The organism is Gemmatimonadota bacterium (assembly GCA_009838645.1).
Classification (GTDB): domain Bacteria; phylum JAAXHH01; class JAAXHH01; order JAAXHH01; family JAAXHH01; genus JAAXHH01.
The window spans coordinates 20,986-38,513 of sequence record VXRC01000006.1; the positions used below are offsets into that span (position 1 = coordinate 20,986).

Sequence of the window (17,528 nt, forward strand, 5' to 3'; positions counted from 1 at the left end):
TTGGTGAAGCCAAGTACAAATCTCTTTCTCAATGTCAGGCATCTGCAGTCCTCTCTAATTCGACCAATCGTATCCGGCCGGTGAGGAGTTGCTGCATCATATTCTGTTTGACTAAGAGTGTCTTGTCCCGGCGATGTTCCAGTGCGGTGATCTCGTCGTCCATGTCGGACAATACGTTGACGATTGCTAATTGCTCCTCGTTCGAAGGTAAGGGGACTTGTAACTCTAAATAATCGGAGATACGGAGATTGGGATACGTAGATGCCTCAACCAAATACGGAAGGTTTTTCTTTATTCTGCTGGACACTAGTTGATAATACAAAAACCGCGCATCACAATTAGTAGGGCGAAGGAGCATTAGGAAATTGCTGAAAATGAACGTCCCGGCTATTCCGGCAGAGACATATCCAACTTTTCCGGTTTGAATGCTTGCAGCAGAACCACTTGACTTCACTACAATTAGATCCCCTTCTTTCGGCGAAAAACGTGCAACCTGTTGCTCAGTAAAGTAACGAATTCCCATCTCTTTGTTGTTCCAGCTGTCGTTAAGATTAATGTGGGTTGTGGTCGCAAAAGGCATTCCTATGAGTTGCTCAGACTGTCGGGCTACGCCGTAGATCCCAGCGGGTTCTAGGTGAATTAACTCACCCAATTGCTTCGTTTGCCACGTCTCATTGAATCCAGGGAGGCGGCACTCACCGGTGAGCAGACGCTGCATGACCGCATGCTTTAAAGCCCGTTTCTTGGCGATCAGCACTTCCTGCGCTTTGAGTAGTTTGTTTATGTCCGACAATACCTCGGCAATAGCGCGTTGTTCAGGCTCCGGCGGAACTGGTACCGAATAGCGTGCGACTTGAGGGGCTGTTAACTGAGGCACACCCGTGCTTTCGACAGCAAAACGGACTCCATGATTGATGTAATTGGAGAAATACCTGGAGTCCATTCTGATCTTTGGCTTCAACACCAGAAGCCTGCCTATCGCTACAAATGATGTATTTCTATAAAAAGCTACTCCCAAAGAGCCTCTCGCTGTGATAGTGATTGACCCTGGTTGGTTTTCTGTGTAGTCAGAGAATCCATAGAGGCCTTCCTGCGAAACACCGTTCGCGAAGATGGGATATGGATGACTATCGCTTTGCACATCGCTGGATCTTTGTGAGACCAAGTCGCCACCAGCCGTTGATTTAAACAATTCGCCGATTCTCATTACGTCCCATGCAGAAGGAATCACCCCCACTTCAGTCTGCTTGTAACCTGACGGCACCTCATCCGACCTGTCTGCCTGCGTGCGGTGCATCACAGCGGGCGCGGCATGCGAATAAGTATTTGCTGGTAACTCTGGGAACAGATCACTAAGGGCGTTACCCACAGTTTCTGGTTTCGTATTCATTATTTTAGCTCAATCTCGAAAGTCAGTCACACTGATACTCAAGACGTCGCGGGTCATGGTTCGTTTAGGATGGACTGTAATATATGTGAAACAGACCTCGCTTTTGCGCGTACAAGATTCTTTCTCATAGTGAAATCCCCATCCGCCTTAAGTGCCCCTCGACCTTTGCACCAAACGTCTCCACCTCCCGCTCCAATTCTGGCAACGGTTGGGCGTAGCGTTCTTCTAGTTCCCTCACGCGTCCGGCAAGCTGTTGTGTCAGTCCTTGCACCTCATTCTCGATTGCAGCCCGTATGCTCGCAAACCACTTGTCCTCGACCACCAGCGTCCTGATCTCATTTTCTGTGAGTGTTGTGTAGCGGGCCAGCACTTTCTCGTCCAAGAGTTCTTGGAGGATTTTAACTGCCTTAGTCACCTGAGTCTCGGCCTCGATTAGGGTCCTGCATTGCTTTAGGGCATCTTGTTCTTCCTCGCTCTCCGGCTCGAATCGGATAGCCTTGAGCCGCTGCGTGACACTGCTCTTGGTGACCTTGCCCTTGTCATTGACAACATCCGCTAGCAACCCCTCTTCACCTGTCTGCTCCTCAACGAACTCCTCCAGTTCCCGGCTGGCGATTTCATGCTTCGTCTGCAGGGCTTCGATTGCAGTTTGATCGCCGGTAAAGTACCGAGAGACGATCAGCTTCGGTGGAAGCAAATCCATCTTGTACTTTACGCGCTTGATCGTGAGATCCGGCAATTCTTTGACCTTTCGACCTTTGTCTTCGATGATGCTACGCGGCCTGATGGTTTCGTTCCAACCGTCCGTAGTAATCAGGTACACGTCGTCCTGCATCGTTTCGTCCCAATAGTCCATCAACCTCTGAAACACGTTATACGGATTGAGCAGTGGCAGGTCTGCGACACGAGTCAGCAGATCCTCTGCCAGGGTGCGAATGATCTCCCTCGGGTTAGTACCAGTTACCAGTCCCTTGAGAACGGCCTCGTGTACTTTACACCAATCGTCGAGTACAACCGAAACACGGGCCTGGTACGATCTAAATTCTCCGTGATCGAGAATAGCTGCATTCACCTGTCTCGTTTCGATGCGACTAGCACTGTAGCCCTTTCGGCCGTTACCGACAAACAACGTCTGGCGCAGTGAGGGGAAGACGTCCCAGTATGCACCGAGCGCGTCGAGGTCGCGGTCCGGGATGCCGCCTCGCAGATGGGCATCTAGGTCGTGCAAATCTTCCGGTTCGCTGGAATCGATGTAGCGCGGTATGTTGAGGTTATAATCGTTAGGGGGGCTCGCGATCTCGGCGATCGGTACCATGCGGGAATAACGCGGCAACTCAATCAGTCGATTGAATACGTCGACGATCCGGTGGAGATCCTGTTCCCGCAGCCGGTTCTTGTTGCCGTCCTTGCGGAAGCCCTTGCTTGCGTCGATCATGAAGATGCCGTCGCGCGCATGGGCGTTTTCCTTGTCTAGTACTAGGATACATGCGGGGATACCGGTGCCGTAGAACAGGTTGGGCGGAAGGCCGACGATACCCTTGATAAATCCGCGTTGGATGACGTTCTTGCGTATGTCCGCCTCCCGGTTGCCCCGAAACAGTACGCCGTGAGGTAGGATGATCGCGCCTTTGCCCTTACTGTTGAGCGACGCAACAAGGTGAAGGAGAAAGGCGTAGTCGCCGTTCCTGGCAGGTGGGATACCGTAGCCAAAACGTCCAAACTCGTCGTTGGCCGGATCAAGGCCGTTGGACCAGGCCTTGGCGGAAAATGGCGGATTGGCAACGGCAAAGTCGAAGGTCTTGAGACGGTCGTTCTGGCTCTTAAAATACGGAGCAGCAAGAGTGTTTCCTCGCCAGACTTCGGCAGTCTCGTGACCATGCAGGATTATGTTCATCCGCGCCAGCGCATAGGTGGCATTGTCCATTTCCTGCCCGTATACTGTAATGCCGCGCGGCGCTTCATTGGCGGCCCTGAGCAGGAGCGAACCTGAACCGCATGTCGGGTCGTAGAGGGTCTGATCCTGCCGGGTATCCGGCCCGATGCCGATTACCTGTGCCATGATGCGCGAGACCTCGGCCGGCGTGTAGAACTGTCCCTTGCTTTTGCCGGATTCTGTGGCAAAGTGCATCATCAGATACTCATAGGCGTCGCCGAGGAGATCATCCCCATCGGCCCGATTTGCGCCGAAATCCAGGCTATTAAATATAGCAACGAGCCTGGAGAGCCTGTCCTGCATTTCTTTGCCGGACCCCAGCTTGTTTTCGTCGTTGAAATCCGCTTGATCTATGACGCCTACCAAGTCGTTTTTTTCAGCGAGCGTAGCGATCACTGTGTTTATCTTATCGCCGATCTCCTTATCACCGACAAGCTTTACAATATCGGAGAAACCCCCACCTTCGGGAACTTCTATGAGCATGTTCGGGTCTTTGGCCGCCTTGTCGGAGACGTACTTCATGAACAGCAGTGTAAGGACGTAATCCTTGTACTGAGAGGCGTCCATGCCACCACGCAGTTCATCGCAGCTTTGCCAAAGAGAGGAATACAGTTGGGACTTCTTCAGGGCCATTTGGAATTCCCACTATTATGGATGCTGACTATGCTTAAGGGATTAATTGATTTGCAGAAACACTACCGCTTGAAGTCTTTCCTACGTTCTAACCCGCTCACCGTCCTACACAACCACCCCACCCTTAGCCCGCTGCCGGTACCTGGCGTTCGGCGCCTCGAGGATCTGCTGCTGCCGTTCCGTCAGTCCCTCGTACTTTTCGGCTTCGTAGTACTCCGCGTACCAGGATACCGAGTTGGGCGAGTACTTGTAGAAGAGGGTGCGGCGTTCGTCGCCGAGCCAGGGCATGGTGCCGTGGGTCAGCGCCTCGGTGAAGATGACGGCGGTGCCGGCCTTGCCGGTCACGGCGCGGATGAAGGGCTGGTCGGTCTTGAGGTTGCGCCACTCGTCGGGGAACCGGAAGTTGGCCTTGTGGCTGCCGGGCACGCAGCCGAAGCCGCCGTCGCCGGGGTTCACGTCCTTCAGGTTGTAGGCGACCACGGTCAGGCCGCACCGGATCTCCTGGTTGACGCAGGTGTAGGAATACAGCGGGTTGAAGGGGATGGCGCCGCCGTGGAGGGTCGTGCCGATGGGTCCGTCGCCCTGGCGGATGATGTCGGCGTAGTCGTGGTCCAGCCGGAACTGCAGTCCGACGATTTGCTCCAAGTAGGGGACGATGCGCGGATTGTCGATCAGGTCGCGGTAGGCGGGTCCCCAGTCGAGCATGGTGAATCCGAATCGGTGCGTGGTCGCGCCGGGTTCCATCGCCCCTTCGATCTTCTCGTCCAGGATACGGTTCAGTTCGGCGAGTTGTCCGGCGTCGAGGGCGTCAGGAACCGCGATGAAGCCCTGCAGGTCGAAGAGGTATTGCTCATGGGGGGTCATGCGCCGCCCTTTCGTGGGTCCGTTTCTAGTTCGCGGTCTGTCGCCCGTTCTGTCGCGCACCCGTCAGTCATCATCCACTGCGTAGTCGTCGCCGTAGTACTTGCTCGTGGTCCGGGTGTGGAACTGGACGGCTGAAATCGGCTCGTACTTGGGCTCGCCCGTGTTGGGCAGCACCTCGAGCATCTCCTCCTCCCATACGTAGACGGCCATGGGGATGCTGACGCGGGCGGAGCCGAAGAGGCTGGCGTCCTGCGGCTTGCTGACCCGGTGGGTGGTGGAGGGCAGGCGGTCGTTGGTGATCCGCTGCATATAGTCGCCCGTGTTGATGATGATGCTGCCTTCCGGGGGATTGAGGCGGATCCACTTCATGTTCTCGCGGTTGAGTACCTGCAGGCCGTCCACCCCGTGGGAGGGCAGGATGGTGAACAGGTCCACGTCCTCGTGGCCCAGCATGCGGCCGGCCCCGGACTCGTCGTCCTCTTTGGTGATGGGCGGGTAGTAGTTGAGCCGGAAGCCGAAGTTCGTCCGGGTGAGTTTCTCGTCGTAGAGGGACGGATCGCAGCCCAGGTAGGTGAGGATGCCCTGCATGAGGGGCAGGATCAGTTTTTCGTGGTGTTGTATGACCTGCCGAAAGAACGGTTCGTACCCGGCCGCGGGCCAGTAATCCGTCTCGCGGTAATCCGGGTTCTCGCCCAGGTTGAAGGCCCTGCGGCAGAAGACCCAGCCCTCGACGAGATCGGGATGCATCCGGCTGGTCTGCTTGATGGGAAAGTATCCCTGGTTGACCGACCCGTACCGCTCGGCTTCGTACTTCATCTTGTCGGCCATGGGCGTGGCCGTGAAGAACTCGGCCACCTTGCGTTCGGCCTCTTCGTACAGGCTGGGCGGAATTTCGTGGTTCTCGAGGATCACGAAACCGATGCCCTCCATGGCCTCGCCGATGTCCCGGGCGAACTGCGCCCTGCCCTCCGGGCCGCCGTGGAGGAAGAGGCTCATGTCGCAGGTCCGGATCCGCGTTTCCTCGTCGAATTCCTCCTCCGCCGCGCCTTCGGCCAGGTTGTAGGTCTGTTCCTTTTCCACCTGGTCGTACTGCGTGTATTCCTGGTTTACTGCCTTGATGCCGTGTTCCTGTTTGGCCTGATCGGTGCTCATGACCGTACTCCCGGCCCGGCCGGCCGCTGTTCCTGAGCTGCTGTTCGGGGCTGCCGCGGGCCTTGCTGTTGTCGATCGCTCGTCTGACTTGGTTTATACCGCCAATATCTCATATTGCCGCGTGATCTGGCAAGGGTAAAATGGGTGCGGGGAGAGCCTTGATGAGCGCCATGAGGAGCACCCCGAGGATTGCCACTGGGACCGACGCGGGAAGCGCCGTGGGAGCGCCACGGATCATCGCGGGGAGCGCCGGCTGGCGGCCTACAAAACAGTTGACACATCGGCCGCGCGCCGGATACATATGGGACATGGCCAATGCACGCTTCAACCCGCCCCAGCCCTTTAACGAACCCGTCCTGGACTACGTGCCCGGATCGGCCGAAAGAGTGGCCGTCAAGGCGAAGCTCGCCGAACTGAAATCCACCCCCATAGAGGTCCCGCTGATCATCGGCGGCCGGGAGGTGAAGACGGGCGACACGGCACCGCTGCGGGCTCCTCACGACCACGGGCTCGACCTCGGCGTCTATCACAAGGCCGGCGAGGCCGAGGTCCGCATGGCCATCGACGCGGCCCTGAAAGCCCGTGCGGCGTGGTCGGACATGCCCTGGGAGCAACGGGCGTCGGTCATCATGAAGGCGGCCGACCTGCTGGCTGGACCGTGGCGCCAGACGGTCAACGCCGCGACCATGCTGGGCCAGTCCAAGACGATCTTCCAGGCGGAGATCGACGCGGCCTGTGAACTGATCGATTTCTGGAGGTTCAACGTCAGCTACCTGGCGCAGCTCATGAGCGACCAGCCCGCTTCCTCGCCGGGCGTGTGGAACCGCTTGGAGTACCGGGCCCTCGAGGGATTCGTATTCGCGGTGACGCCCTTCAATTTCACGGCCATCGGAGGCAACCTGCCCACGGCGCCGGCCCTCACCGGCTGCACAGTCCTCTGGAAACCGGCGTCATCGGCCGTCTACTCGGCCTGGCACGTCATGGAACTGCTGCAGGAAGCCGGCCTGCCACCCGGCGTGATTAACTTCATCCCGGGGTCCGGGGCCGAGGTGGGCGACCCGGTGCTCGACAGCCCGGACCTGGCCGGCATTCACTTCACGGGATCGACGGCGACGTTCCAGCGGATGTACCGTACCGTGGCCGGCAACCTGGAACGCATGAAGCACTTTCCCCGCATCGTGGGCGAGACGGGCGGCAAGGACTTCATCTTCGTCCACGCCTCGGCAGACGTGGAAGCCCTGGTCGCGGCGGCGGTGCGCGGCGCCTTCGAATACCAGGGGCAGAAGTGTTCCGCAGCCTCCCGGATGTACGTGCCCCGCTCCCTGTGGCCGGCCTTCCGAGACCGGTACACGGCGGAGGTATCGCAGATCAGGGTCGGTGATCCTGAAGACTTCTCGAATTTCATGGCGGCCGTGATAGATGAGGCGTCCTTCGACACCATCTCCGGTTACATCGAATACGCCCGGTCGGCAGACGACGCCGAGATCATCACCGGCGGCGGATGCGACGGCGAGCGGGGCTGGTTCGTCGAACCGACGACCATCGTGACGACAAACCCGCGGTTCAGGACCATGGAGGAGGAGATCTTCGGTCCCGTGCTGACCATTTACGTATACGAGGACGACCGCCTGGACGAGACGCTCGCGCTCTGCGACACCACGTCGCCCTACGCCCTGACCGGGTCCGTCTTTGCGCGGGACCGCGAGGCGATCGTGCGCATATCGGACGCGCTCCGCAACGCGGCCGGCAATTTCTACGTCAACGACAAGCCCACCGGGGCCGTCGTCGGGCAGCAGCCCTTCGGGGGCGCGCGGGCATCGGGCACGAACGACAAGGCGGGCAGCCCCATGAACCTGCTCCGATGGATGAGCGCCCGGACGATCAAGGAAACCATGGTCCCGCCGACGGACTGGCGCTATCCTTTCATGGACGAAGCCTGAGCCGGCGGCCACCGGCGGGATGTCACCAGCGCGCAAGACCAACAAACGATTCACTGAAGTTCAACCGGAGGAACCAATGAGCGAGGGAAGACCCCTGAAGGTGCACGTAACGGGTGCGTATGGATTGATCGGCAACCTGACCTACCGGCACCTGAGCGGCAAGGATGATTACGAAGTGTACGGCAGCGGCCGCCGGACGGCTTCGTCGGATCGGATTGACGACGAGGACCTCCTGCGCATCCCCGATGACCGGTTCTCGCTGGCCGACCTGACCGATCGGGACGCCGTGTCCCAGGCGCTATCGGGCATGGACGCCGTGGTCCATCTCGGCGCGGTCCCCGATCCCGGCGCGTCCTTCGAGACCATTCTGGAGAGCAATATCCGGGGCACCTACAACGTGCTGGAGGTCTGCCGGGAGGAGGGCATCAGGCGGCTGATCTACGCGAGCTCGGTCATGGCGAGCTGGGGGTACGGACAGTTCTCCGAACCCTACAAGTCGCTCCTGAAAGGCCGCCTCGAGGGGCTGCCCGATCCCATGCCCATCGTCAAGGTCACCGACCCGCCCCGTCCCACGGAACCCTATTCGGCCAGCAAAGTGTGGGGCGAAGGCATCTGCCGCACCTACCACGACGCTCACGGGTTCTCCGTCGTCTGCCTGCGCATCGGCTGGGTCAACAAGGACAACGAGGCCACCGAGCCCTTCCTGAGATCGGTCTGGTGCAGCCAGGCGGACATCACGCAGATCATCGAACTGGCCCTGAAGGCCACGGAAAAACCGATATACGAGGTCTGCTATGCCGTGACCGACGGGCCGCACCGCTGGGTGGACCTGGACCATACCCGGGACCGGTTGGGTCACGATATCACAGTTTGAACGCGCCGGCTGCCAGGCTGAACGCGCCGGCTGCCGGGGTTGTTTTAGCGACGTTTAATACATTGTCAACATTGACAACATATCAAAGGAGCGTGTCAACATGCCGAAACTCACCGTAAACGGCGTAGAACACGAGGTCGAATCGGGACAGCGTCTCGTGCTGGCCATCGAAGGCACGGGCGTGAACATCGGCCATCGCTGCGGCGGCAATGCCAAGTGCACGACCTGCCGCGTGAACTTCGTCTCGGGCGAACCGGAAACGATGACCGAGGCCGAACGCGACGTGCTGACGGAGAAGGGCGCGCTCGGCGAGGTACGGCTGTCCTGCCAGATCATCTGCGATCACGACATGTCGGTCGAGCCGGGCTTCCTGCTGGAGAACGAGGCCGAGTGGGACGACACCGGTCCGACGCCGGAAACGAGCATCACGCCCGATCCGGTGTGGATCGCGAAGCCGTAGTTTCGCGCACCATCCCTTGGGCGCATCACCCTCGGGCGCTCCACCAGACGACGACAGGCATCACCCCTTCAGCGCCCCTACCGTAATCCCCTTCGTCACCTGACGCTGTAGCAGGGCGTAGACCGCCATGGTGGGCAGCATCATGAGCACCAGGCCGGCGAAGGCCATGCCCCAGTCGCTGCGGTACTGGCTCACGATGGTGATGTTGGCCAGGCCGAGGGGTAGGGTGCGCAGGCTTTCGGCGTTCTCGCCCGACAGGAACATGAAGGCCATGAAGAACTCGTTCCAGGTGCCCAGGAAGGCGAAGATGCCCACGGTGACCAGGGCGGGCTTGGCCAGCGGCAGCATGATGTGCCAGAAGGCCCGCAGTTCGCCGGCGCCGTCCATCAGGGCCGACTCGTGGAGTCCGGACGGCAGCGACTTGAAGAAGCCCGCCAGGATGAAGATGGCGAAGGGCATGCCGAAGGCGATGTAGACGAGCAGCAGACCCAGCCGGGAATTGAGCAGCATAAGGTCTTTCATCTGGAAGAAGAGGGGCACGATGGCCAGCTGAAGCGGTACCATCAGGCCAGCCAGGAAGAAGAAGAACAGTGGCCGTGCGCCGAAGAAGCGGAACCGCGAAAGGGCGTAGGCCGCCATGGCCGCGAAGAGCAGCGACAGGATCACCGTCAGGACCGTCAGCATCGCGCTGTTCAGGAAGTAGTCCCCGAACTGCCCCACCGTCCACGCCCGCGAGAAGTTGATCCACTGCAGGTCCGCCCAGTCCGGCAACGTGAAGGGCGCCAGGAAGATCTCCCGGTCCGTCTTGAGCGACGTGTACAGCAACCAGGCCATCGGGTAGACCACGATGACCAGGTACCCGAGCAGGACCGGATAGATCACGAAATTCCAGGACGACGTCCGGCTGCTTTCGCCCGATCGTTTCATTCCTTCCGTCCGCGTCATCAGAACTCCACCGTTTCCCTTCGCATGAGCCGCAGTGTGGCGGCCGTGCCGAAGAAGACCATGATGAACAGCAGCACCGCGATGGCCGTGGCCTCGCCGATCTTGAACTCGGTGAACATGTCCTGCACCATGAGCGTGCCGATGACGTGCACCTGCGTGGTGGGCGTCTGGTTGGTCAGGAGCCAGATGGTCTCGAAGGCCTTCATCCCGCCGATGACCATGAACACGATGGAGATGGAAAGCACCTCCCAGATCAGCGGCAGGGTGATGGTCCAGAATTGCCGCCACGACGAGGCCCCGTCGATGTCCCCCGCTTCGTAGAGGCTCTGGGGAATGCTTTCCATGGCGGCCAGGAAGAGGATCATGTTGAAACCGCAGGCGCCCCAGATGGACATGGGGATGAGCGCCCAGTACAGGTTGGACTGCGACAGCCAGGCGAATCCTTCCATGGCCTGCAGCCAGCTTCCCGCGCTCTCGAAGCCCATCACGGACAGGATCATGCCGAGGCCCACCAGCGCGGCGTTGATCGGTCCGCCCTGGGGATTGTAGAGGTGCATCCAGAGGAGGGTCGCGGCCACGGCCCCGAGGATGTTCGGGAAGAAGAAGGCGATGCGGAAGAACTTCGATCCTCGGATCTGCCGGCTGATGCAAACGGCCAGGAAGAGGGAGAGGGGGATGACGAAGAGCGGGATGACGAACATGATGAACAGGTTGTTGTTCAGCGCGATCCAGAACCCGTCGCTTTCGAAAAGCAGCCGGCCGAAGTTGAGCAGGCCCGTGAAGTGCATGTCGGTCAGCCCGTCCCATTCGTTCAGGCTCCAGAGGAACGACTTTGCGCTCGGGATGATCACGAAGACCGCGTAGAGCAGCAGGGCGGGCGCGATGAAGATGATCCGGTCGGTGCGCCGAAGGAAGGGGAGGCCGGCGACGTGAGATTTCCCCGCGCGTCGCCGGTCGCGGTAGCGCCTGTAGGTCGTGGCCGACCAGTAGCCGATGGCCAGGGCCATGAGGCCGATCAGCAGACCGGGTTTCCAGACGTGCCGGATGTTGATCTCGTCCGGCGCGATGGTCTGCCTCCGTACGACGGCCGCGGCGGCTTCCAGTTCCGCGGCGGCCTCCGCGGGCGTGGTCTGGCCGGTGATCACCCTGAACCGGGCATCGGTCCAGTACTGCGTCATGGCCGGATAACCCTCGCCGGGCGGCGTGCCGTAGGTGACGGCCGCGTTCTTTAACATGTCCGCCAGGTCCGCCATGTCCTCGGTCAGGTTCGCTTCGGATACGCCCGCCACGGACACGGGGATGTCCCGCATCCGGGCGAACAGGCCGGCCATGCGCCGCGAAGTCATGAAGCGCAGGAACTCGACCCCGGCCAGCGGGTTCTCGCTGTCCTTCAGGACGAAATAGTACCCGGAACCGCCGTAGACGGCCGAGGGATCCGCCCTGCCAGTGGGCGCCACCGGGATGTTGAAGGACCCCAGTCGGAAATCGTCCGGGATTTTCCCCAGCATCTCGCTCTTGAGCCACGATCCGCAGAAGATCATGGCCGTGTGCCCCAGGAAGAACTCGAGCTGGGACTCGGTGTGGCTCATGCCCATGGCGCCCGGCTGGAAGTAATCGAGGGCGATCCGCTGCGCGTTCGACAGGGCCTCGATGAATTCGGGGTTGTCGAAGCTGCCGGGCACCAGGTTCTTCTGATCGTTGTAACGGTCAGGTCCGGCGAGGTGGTAGTAGGCGTGGTCGATCACGACCTGCACGTAGCCCGGGTACCGGCCCTGGAAGGCGAGGGGCCACATCCCGGCGGCCTTGATCTCCTCGCACAGTTCGAGGAACTCCTCCCAGGTCGTCGCCGGCTCCCAGCCGTTTTCCTCGAACATGTTCTTGTTGTACCACACGGCGTAGGCCGACGCCATCAGGGGGATGCCGTAGGTCTTTTCCTCGTGGGTGTACTGGGCCAGGGTCCCGGGCAGGAACGATTCGCGCCAGGTGCGGTCACCCTCCCAGTTGGGCTGGTCGAGGAACTCGTCCATAGGCAGCAGGTCGCCGTTTCGAATCAGCGCCCAGTAGTTGAGACGGGCGTTGGTGACCTCCGGGAAGGACCGTTCCAGGATGCGCACCCGCACCTTGTCGTGGATGCGGGGATCGCCGTAGAGGTCGATCACCACGCCTTCGTGTTCCTGTTCGTAGGTCCGGGCGCACTCGAGGAAGAACTCCAGTCCCTGGCCGCCCTCGAAGAGCGGTATCTCAACTCGGATTGGGGGCTGGTCCTGCGCTTCGGAAACGGCCGCGAACGAGGTGAGTATGCTGAACAGCAGGAGGAATCGGAACTGGGTCATGTTTTGTGAACCGATGGATGCGACCTACATGGTCAGGTAGGATCAATGTAGGACGCGCGGAATATCCTGTCAACGCCACCCACATTGTCCAGTAGTGTGCCCTCGCTGCGCGCCTTGTTAAGCCCTCGCTGCGCACCTGATCCGTGCATAACCGGTTGACAGGCGCGGGACGGCCGTTCTACATTCCGTGATCGACTTACCTGTGCATCGAATAACGTAAATTCCAGCATTGGCGTAACCGCCACCTTACAGGAGCAGGTCCATGCGTGAGATCAATTTCGGCGCGGGAAGACCCGATCCGCTTTCCTTTCCTTCGGACGCGCTGGCAGAGGCCGCCGCGAAAGTCATTAGAGCCCGAGGTCCGGAACTGGTGAATTACCCGGACGGTCGCGGCTACGAACCCTTGCGGACCATCGCGTCGGAGCGCTTCAAGCGCGGCGCGGGACGGGCGGTCCCCCTGGAGGAGATCGTGCTGACGTCCGGTTCCATGCAGGCGCTCCAGTTGATTACGGAGGCCTTCGCGTCGCGGGGCGATTCGATCGTTACGGAGTCCTTCTCCTACGGCGGGTCGCTGAGCGTTTTCCGAAGCCGCCAGGTGCGCATCGCGCCGGCGCCTGTCGACGACCAGGGCCTGGTGCCGGAGGAACTGGAGACTGTGCTCAAAGGGCTCGTCGACGGGGGCACGCGGCCGAAGTTCATCTACACCATCCCCACCCATCACAATCCCACGGGCTCCATCCTGTCCCCGGAGCGTCGCAAGCGCCTCCTCGAACTGGCCCGGGAATTCGACACGCTGGTCGTGGAAGACCACTGTTACGCCGATCTCGTGTTCCAGTCCGATCCGGTGCCACCGAACCTGTACCACCTCGACGAAGACGGCCGGGTCGTGTACGTCGGCTCTTTTTCAAAGATCCTCGGACCGGGCGTCCGGCAGGGCTACTTCATGGCGCCGGAGGCGCTGCAGCAGCGGATCATGGCGAACAAGATGGATGGTGGGACAAACGCGCTGGCGAGCATGATCGTGGCCGAATACCTGGGCGATCATCTCTGGGACCACATTCGCGATGTGAACGACGTCATGAAGGCGCGCAAGGACGCCGTGGTCGATACGCTGGCGACCAACTTCAGCGATCTGGGCGAGGAGGTGTGGTGGACGGATCCGCCCGGCGGCATGTTCGTATGGGTGCGCATCCCCTCGGCGACGGACACGCGGAAAGCGCTGCAACTGGCGGCTGGGCGCGGGGTTTACTACAGCCTGGGTCAGTCCTTCAGCGCCGTGAACGAGGACATCCCTTACCTGCGCATCGCATTCGGGTTCCCCACGATAGAGGATATCCGCGAAGGCGTCCCCATCCTCGCCGAATGCATCAAGGAAGCCCAGGGCAAGGGTCTGGCGGCGTAGAAACGGGTGCGTTACTCTTCGCCGGATACCCTCAGATACCCCTCGACCCTTCCGAGCCGGGTGTTGATGTTGTCGAGACGAATGTTCATGTCTCTCATCGCAGTACGGATTTCTGTGAGGTCGGTCCGTATCTCATTCCTGAATTCCTGATCTTCCCGATCCAGGTAAGTAAGCGTCGCGATGAACAAGATGCCCAGGGTCACAATGAACATTCCTACGGCAGTTACGATCTGTGCGCCGAAGGTCAAGTTGTCGCGAGATGTTACGGTCATCGTACGGTTCCTTCATCGCGAAGCAGTTTCGCCTTAAGGTGTTCATTCAGCGTGGTTTTGTTTGGATCAGTCTTCATTGGTTATACGCTTCAATGTTGTTTCTATTTTCTTTACGATTCTCCCAATGACGGCCTGGTCATAATTTGATGAGGTAGATTCTACTCGGATTTGAGCGAATAAGCCAACTCCCGGCCTTTGGATGTCAGCCTATACAGCTGGATTCCTGACAGCACCACAAGCTCGTTCAGGCATAGAGATTCCAACGCATCTTTCCAGACATTTTGTTCGTTGCTTCTGATAAAACCGGAATTCCATTGACCGGTCTGAACGAACCATCCCGAGAACGTCTGCCCGGTCAGTATCAGCCCATCTCCGGTATGTAAGGCTTTCAGAACAAGCGTTTTAGCTTCATCGGTCAAGTTAACAGCCACTATCCTTCACCCCGCCTGTAAACGGGTTATAGCCTGGTTGGCCTTCAATGCTGTCCAGCCTGCCCTCTACTCTTTCCAGCCTGCCCTCTACTCTTCCCAACCTTCCGTTGATTTCAAACAATACGCTTTTTATTTCATCCATGGATACACGAAGTGCTTTCAACTCATCTTGATTCCTATGAGCAAACTTCCACCCCAGCGAAACCACTGCCAGGAGAACGAGACATGCTGTCGATACTGACCCTATGATCAAAATCAATTGGTCCATACTTGATTCGTCGGAATTCAAACCCACGATCTCGTTATGGACTTAAAAAAAACACAAAAAACCCGGTGGCTTCCCTCTACACTGTGGATTCTCCCTACACCATCTTCCGCTCGCCGTTCTCGTACCTGACCTCGTAGTCCTCCTCCGGCACCGCCATGGCCCGCATGGCCAGTTCGCCGTCGGTCACCAGCGGGTCGGTCTTCAGCAGCAGTTCGTCCAGGGTTTCCGCGGGTGACTTTTCGGTCGTATCCAGCGTGACCAGGTGGCCGTTGCGCGTCAGGAGCGATTGGTCGACCTCGTCCTCGAAGCGTTTCTTGAGGTCGGGTATGTCCTTCTCGTCGATGATCTGGTACTCGTGGGGGTCCGTGCGCATGCGCTCGCGGATCGCGTCGTCGTCGGCGGTGAGGTGGATCAGCACGACGTCGGGCAGCCGGGCTTCCAGGACCAGCACCTCGTAGTGCCGCTGGTTGTGTTGGACGTAGTTGGGATAGTATGGATTTCCCTCCACGCTGCCGTATACGTCGCAGTAGACCTTCTCCTCGATGTGCCAGCCGGCGATCAGCGTGTGGGGGTAGTTGCGGATGACCTCCACGTGGTAATGCAGTTGCATCCGCTGCATGCGTTCTTTCACGTCGTCGGGATAGTGGACGTACTGGGCCCGGGAAACTGGACCCAGGGAAGCGTCCGGGATGGTGAAATGATCGTCGAGATGGGTCCGGCGACGCCGTTTCTGGTAGTAGACGTCCAGGTGATCGATCAGGGTAGACTTGCCGGCGTACTCGATTCCGACGAAAATGGACCGCATGTGTCGCTCCTTTCTACGGTTAAACGCTTCGGTTTGTATTCAGCGCTGCAGTAGTTCGACCCACGCATCGACGACCGCCCCGACCATGGCCTCCCCGTGGGCCGCGTTGGCCGTCCAGCTGTTCCGGTCTTCGTCCTGCCGGCAGTACCACGGCGCGTTTTCGTCGAGGCGGCCCTGGTCCACCAGTTCCGGGCGCGTGGCCAGGAGGAATGAAGTCTCGTTGTACCCGGCGTGGTCGCCGCCGGCGGGCGAAGACGCGGCGGGAAGGATCATGGGGTGGACCTGGATCCTGCCGAACCGGCGGGCCTCCCTGGACATACTGGCGTCCGCCCACCATCCCCGAGGCCTGCCTTCAGCCAGGACCATTTCAAAGGACAGCTCCGCCGCGGCCTTCTTGAAGGCCAGCGCCAGCGGGGCCTCCATGCCCTGGTGCATGATCATCACGTAGATACGCCCGAAGTCCATTTCCAGGAAATTCCGCAGGATCGACTTGACGTACGACCCGAAGGCATCGTAATCGGGGTCGATGGTGCCGTCCCCGGGACCGCCCAGCGCGTAACCGGTGGGACCGAAATCGAAGGGCGGCGAGACGATCACGTCCAGGCGCTTCGCCACGCGCGCGCAGATCTCCTCCACGATGATCGTGTCGTGACCGATGGCCATGTGGGGGCCGTGGGTCTCGATGCAGCCGGCGGGCACGAGCAGCGGGTCGCCCCGTTTTGCCGCTTCGCGCAGTTGATGGGGAAGCATGTGCTTCAGGTACATGGATTCCGATCAGGCTTCTACGGTATGCGTATACTGGGCCACGTCGAGTCCGTGCCGGTCAGCCCATTCCCGGATGGGCCAGTCGATGCCGTCGGGCGCCTCGCGTCCCTCCGAGTCCACGGTGGCGCCCAGCAGCTGGCGTCCGACGTCGTCGGTACCGGCGAGCAGGCCGGCGTCGGGCTGCTGAATGCCGCTGTAGAACCGCATGTAGTGGTCCGGTTTGATCCACCGGTAGTGGTAGCCGTAGATGACGACCTTGGCGATCTGTTTCGTGAAGTTCAGCCCGGCGGCGTGATAGGTGCGGTTTTCGAAGAGGAACGCGTCGCCGGCCCGAAGGATCGGCTGCACGTATTCGTCCGGATGGATCTGGCCCTTTCGTATGGGCAGCGCGGACTTCATGTTGTTGCTGCCCCGGACGAACATGGTCGCCCCCGTGTCCGGCGCCTGGAAATCCGTCAGGCAGTAGCCGATCTTCAGGCCGACGAAGGGAAGCACCACGTGGCCCACGTCCAGCGAAACGCCCACGTCGCGGTGCCAGTTGACCTGGCCGGTTTCCCCGGGCGCCTCCGGGTGCTTGTAGATGAGCGCCGTGTTCGTGATGTGTATGTTGAAGCTGAGCAGCGCCACGATCAGCGGGACCGTGCGCTCGTTCGTTACGAGGTCGAGGAAGGGCCGCTCCTGCACGAGACCGGGACGGCGGTGGGCGTAGAAGTCGGGATATTCGAACCCTTCCATGAGCCGGTCGCCCGTCTCCGTGAGCGCTTCGATCTGCGCGGGATCCAGCGCGCCCCGGACGACGAGGTAGCCGTCCTCCTCGAAGGAACGGCGCTGGGATTCGGACAGGGGCGTGGGATGCATGGCGAACTCCATGGAGCCTGATGAGAGGTGTATTGTACAATTGTACAACTGATATGCCGGCAACCGACACGGGAAGCGACGCGCCGGTCGGAATGTTTCTGTGACGCGAGGCTCGCAGGATGGTCCACTGCCGTTAGCCTTTCCGGCCTGCCGGTTACTCCTCATTATAAGCCGGCGAAACCCGGACGCAAGGCGGAAATGCC

The 17,528-nt window shown here is 60.0% G+C and carries 16 protein-coding genes; 4 read left to right on the plus strand and 12 right to left on the minus strand.

The genetic code is table 11. The features are described 5' to 3' along the window. Nucleotides 1-34 precede the first annotated feature (34 nt). The 4 genes from F4Y38_02635 to F4Y38_02650 form a co-directional block, all read right to left on the minus strand. Nucleotides 35-1,390, minus strand: coding sequence for a restriction endonuclease subunit S (locus F4Y38_02635; protein MXY48176.1), 1,356 nt, complete (start codon nt 1,388-1,390; stop codon nt 35-37). Between the two features lie 124 nt (nt 1,391-1,514). Then, the gene (locus F4Y38_02640; GenBank protein ID MXY48177.1) at nt 1,515-3,956 is read right to left on the minus strand and encodes an N-6 DNA methylase; all 2,442 of its coding nucleotides are present in this window, start codon (nt 3,954-3,956) and stop codon (nt 1,515-1,517) included. A 105-nt stretch (nt 3,957-4,061) separates the two neighbouring features. After that, nucleotides 4,062-4,820 carry a phytanoyl-CoA dioxygenase family protein gene (locus F4Y38_02645; GenBank protein MXY48178.1) on the minus strand — a complete coding sequence of 253 codons (759 nt, stop codon included), beginning with the start codon at nt 4,818-4,820 and terminating at the stop codon, nt 4,062-4,064. A gap of 63 nt (nt 4,821-4,883) precedes the next feature. After that, the gene (locus tag F4Y38_02650; GenBank protein ID MXY48179.1) at nt 4,884-5,972 is read right to left on the minus strand and encodes an isopenicillin N synthase family oxygenase; all 1,089 of its coding nucleotides are present in this window, start codon (nt 5,970-5,972) and stop codon (nt 4,884-4,886) included. A 308-nt stretch (nt 5,973-6,280) separates the two neighbouring features. Here F4Y38_02650 and pruA point away from each other — a divergent pair, with 308 nt between their 5' ends. From pruA to F4Y38_02665, 3 genes are all read left to right on the plus strand, one after another. Continuing rightward, nucleotides 6,281-7,912: an L-glutamate gamma-semialdehyde dehydrogenase gene (pruA, locus tag F4Y38_02655; protein ID MXY48180.1), complete on the plus strand. Its 1,632-nt coding sequence runs from the start codon at nt 6,281-6,283 to the stop codon at nt 7,910-7,912. A gap of 19 nt (nt 7,913-7,931) precedes the next feature. Then, on the plus strand, nt 7,932-8,786 hold the full coding sequence (locus F4Y38_02660; protein MXY48181.1) for an NAD-dependent epimerase/dehydratase family protein: 855 nt from the start codon (nt 7,932-7,934) through the stop codon (nt 8,784-8,786). Between the two features lie 100 nt (nt 8,787-8,886). Continuing rightward, on the plus strand, nt 8,887-9,246 hold the full coding sequence (locus tag F4Y38_02665; GenBank protein MXY48182.1) for a (2Fe-2S)-binding protein: 360 nt from the start codon (nt 8,887-8,889) through the stop codon (nt 9,244-9,246). Between the two features lie 60 nt (nt 9,247-9,306). Here F4Y38_02665 and F4Y38_02670 read toward each other — a convergent pair whose 3' ends face one another. Then, nucleotides 9,307-10,191 (minus strand): carbohydrate ABC transporter permease, encoded by an 885-nt coding sequence (locus F4Y38_02670; protein ID MXY48183.1) that lies wholly within the window; start codon nt 10,189-10,191, stop codon nt 9,307-9,309. Beyond that, complete coding sequence (locus F4Y38_02675) at nt 10,191-12,524, minus strand: extracellular solute-binding protein (GenBank protein MXY48184.1); 2,334 nt, start codon at nt 12,522-12,524, stop codon at nt 10,191-10,193. The genes F4Y38_02670 and F4Y38_02675 overlap by 1 nt, the downstream gene beginning before the upstream one ends. A 262-nt stretch (nt 12,525-12,786) precedes the next feature. On the opposite strand from F4Y38_02675, the gene F4Y38_02680 reads away from it, so the two are divergent. After that, a complete protein-coding gene (locus F4Y38_02680; protein MXY48185.1) occupies nt 12,787-13,926 on the plus strand; it encodes a PLP-dependent aminotransferase family protein in 1,140 nt (379 codons plus the stop codon). A gap of 11 nt (nt 13,927-13,937) precedes the next feature. Here F4Y38_02680 and F4Y38_02685 read toward each other — a convergent pair whose 3' ends face one another. The 6 genes from F4Y38_02685 to F4Y38_02710 all read right to left on the minus strand — a co-directional run bounded on the left by F4Y38_02685 (nt 13,938) and on the right by F4Y38_02710 (nt 17,490). Further along, nucleotides 13,938-14,198 carry a hypothetical protein gene (locus F4Y38_02685; GenBank protein ID MXY48186.1) on the minus strand — a complete coding sequence of 87 codons (261 nt, stop codon included), beginning with the start codon at nt 14,196-14,198 and terminating at the stop codon, nt 13,938-13,940. 158 nt (nt 14,199-14,356) lie between these two features. Continuing rightward, nucleotides 14,357-14,617, minus strand: coding sequence for a hypothetical protein (locus F4Y38_02690; protein ID MXY48187.1), 261 nt, complete (start codon nt 14,615-14,617; stop codon nt 14,357-14,359). Between the two features lies 1 nt (nt 14,618). Then, complete coding sequence (locus tag F4Y38_02695) at nt 14,619-14,897, minus strand: hypothetical protein (GenBank protein ID MXY48188.1); 279 nt, start codon at nt 14,895-14,897, stop codon at nt 14,619-14,621. Between the two features lie 94 nt (nt 14,898-14,991). Continuing rightward, nucleotides 14,992-15,702, minus strand: a complete 711-nt coding sequence (locus tag F4Y38_02700; GenBank protein MXY48189.1) for a hypothetical protein — start codon at nt 15,700-15,702, stop codon at nt 14,992-14,994. Between the two features lie 39 nt (nt 15,703-15,741). Beyond that, complete coding sequence (locus F4Y38_02705; GenBank protein MXY48190.1) at nt 15,742-16,467, minus strand: creatininase family protein; 726 nt, start codon at nt 16,465-16,467, stop codon at nt 15,742-15,744. Between the two features lie 9 nt (nt 16,468-16,476). Continuing rightward, nucleotides 16,477-17,490, minus strand: a complete 1,014-nt coding sequence (locus F4Y38_02710; protein MXY48191.1) for a phytanoyl-CoA dioxygenase family protein — start codon at nt 17,488-17,490, stop codon at nt 16,477-16,479. Nucleotides 17,491-17,528 lie beyond the last annotated feature (38 nt).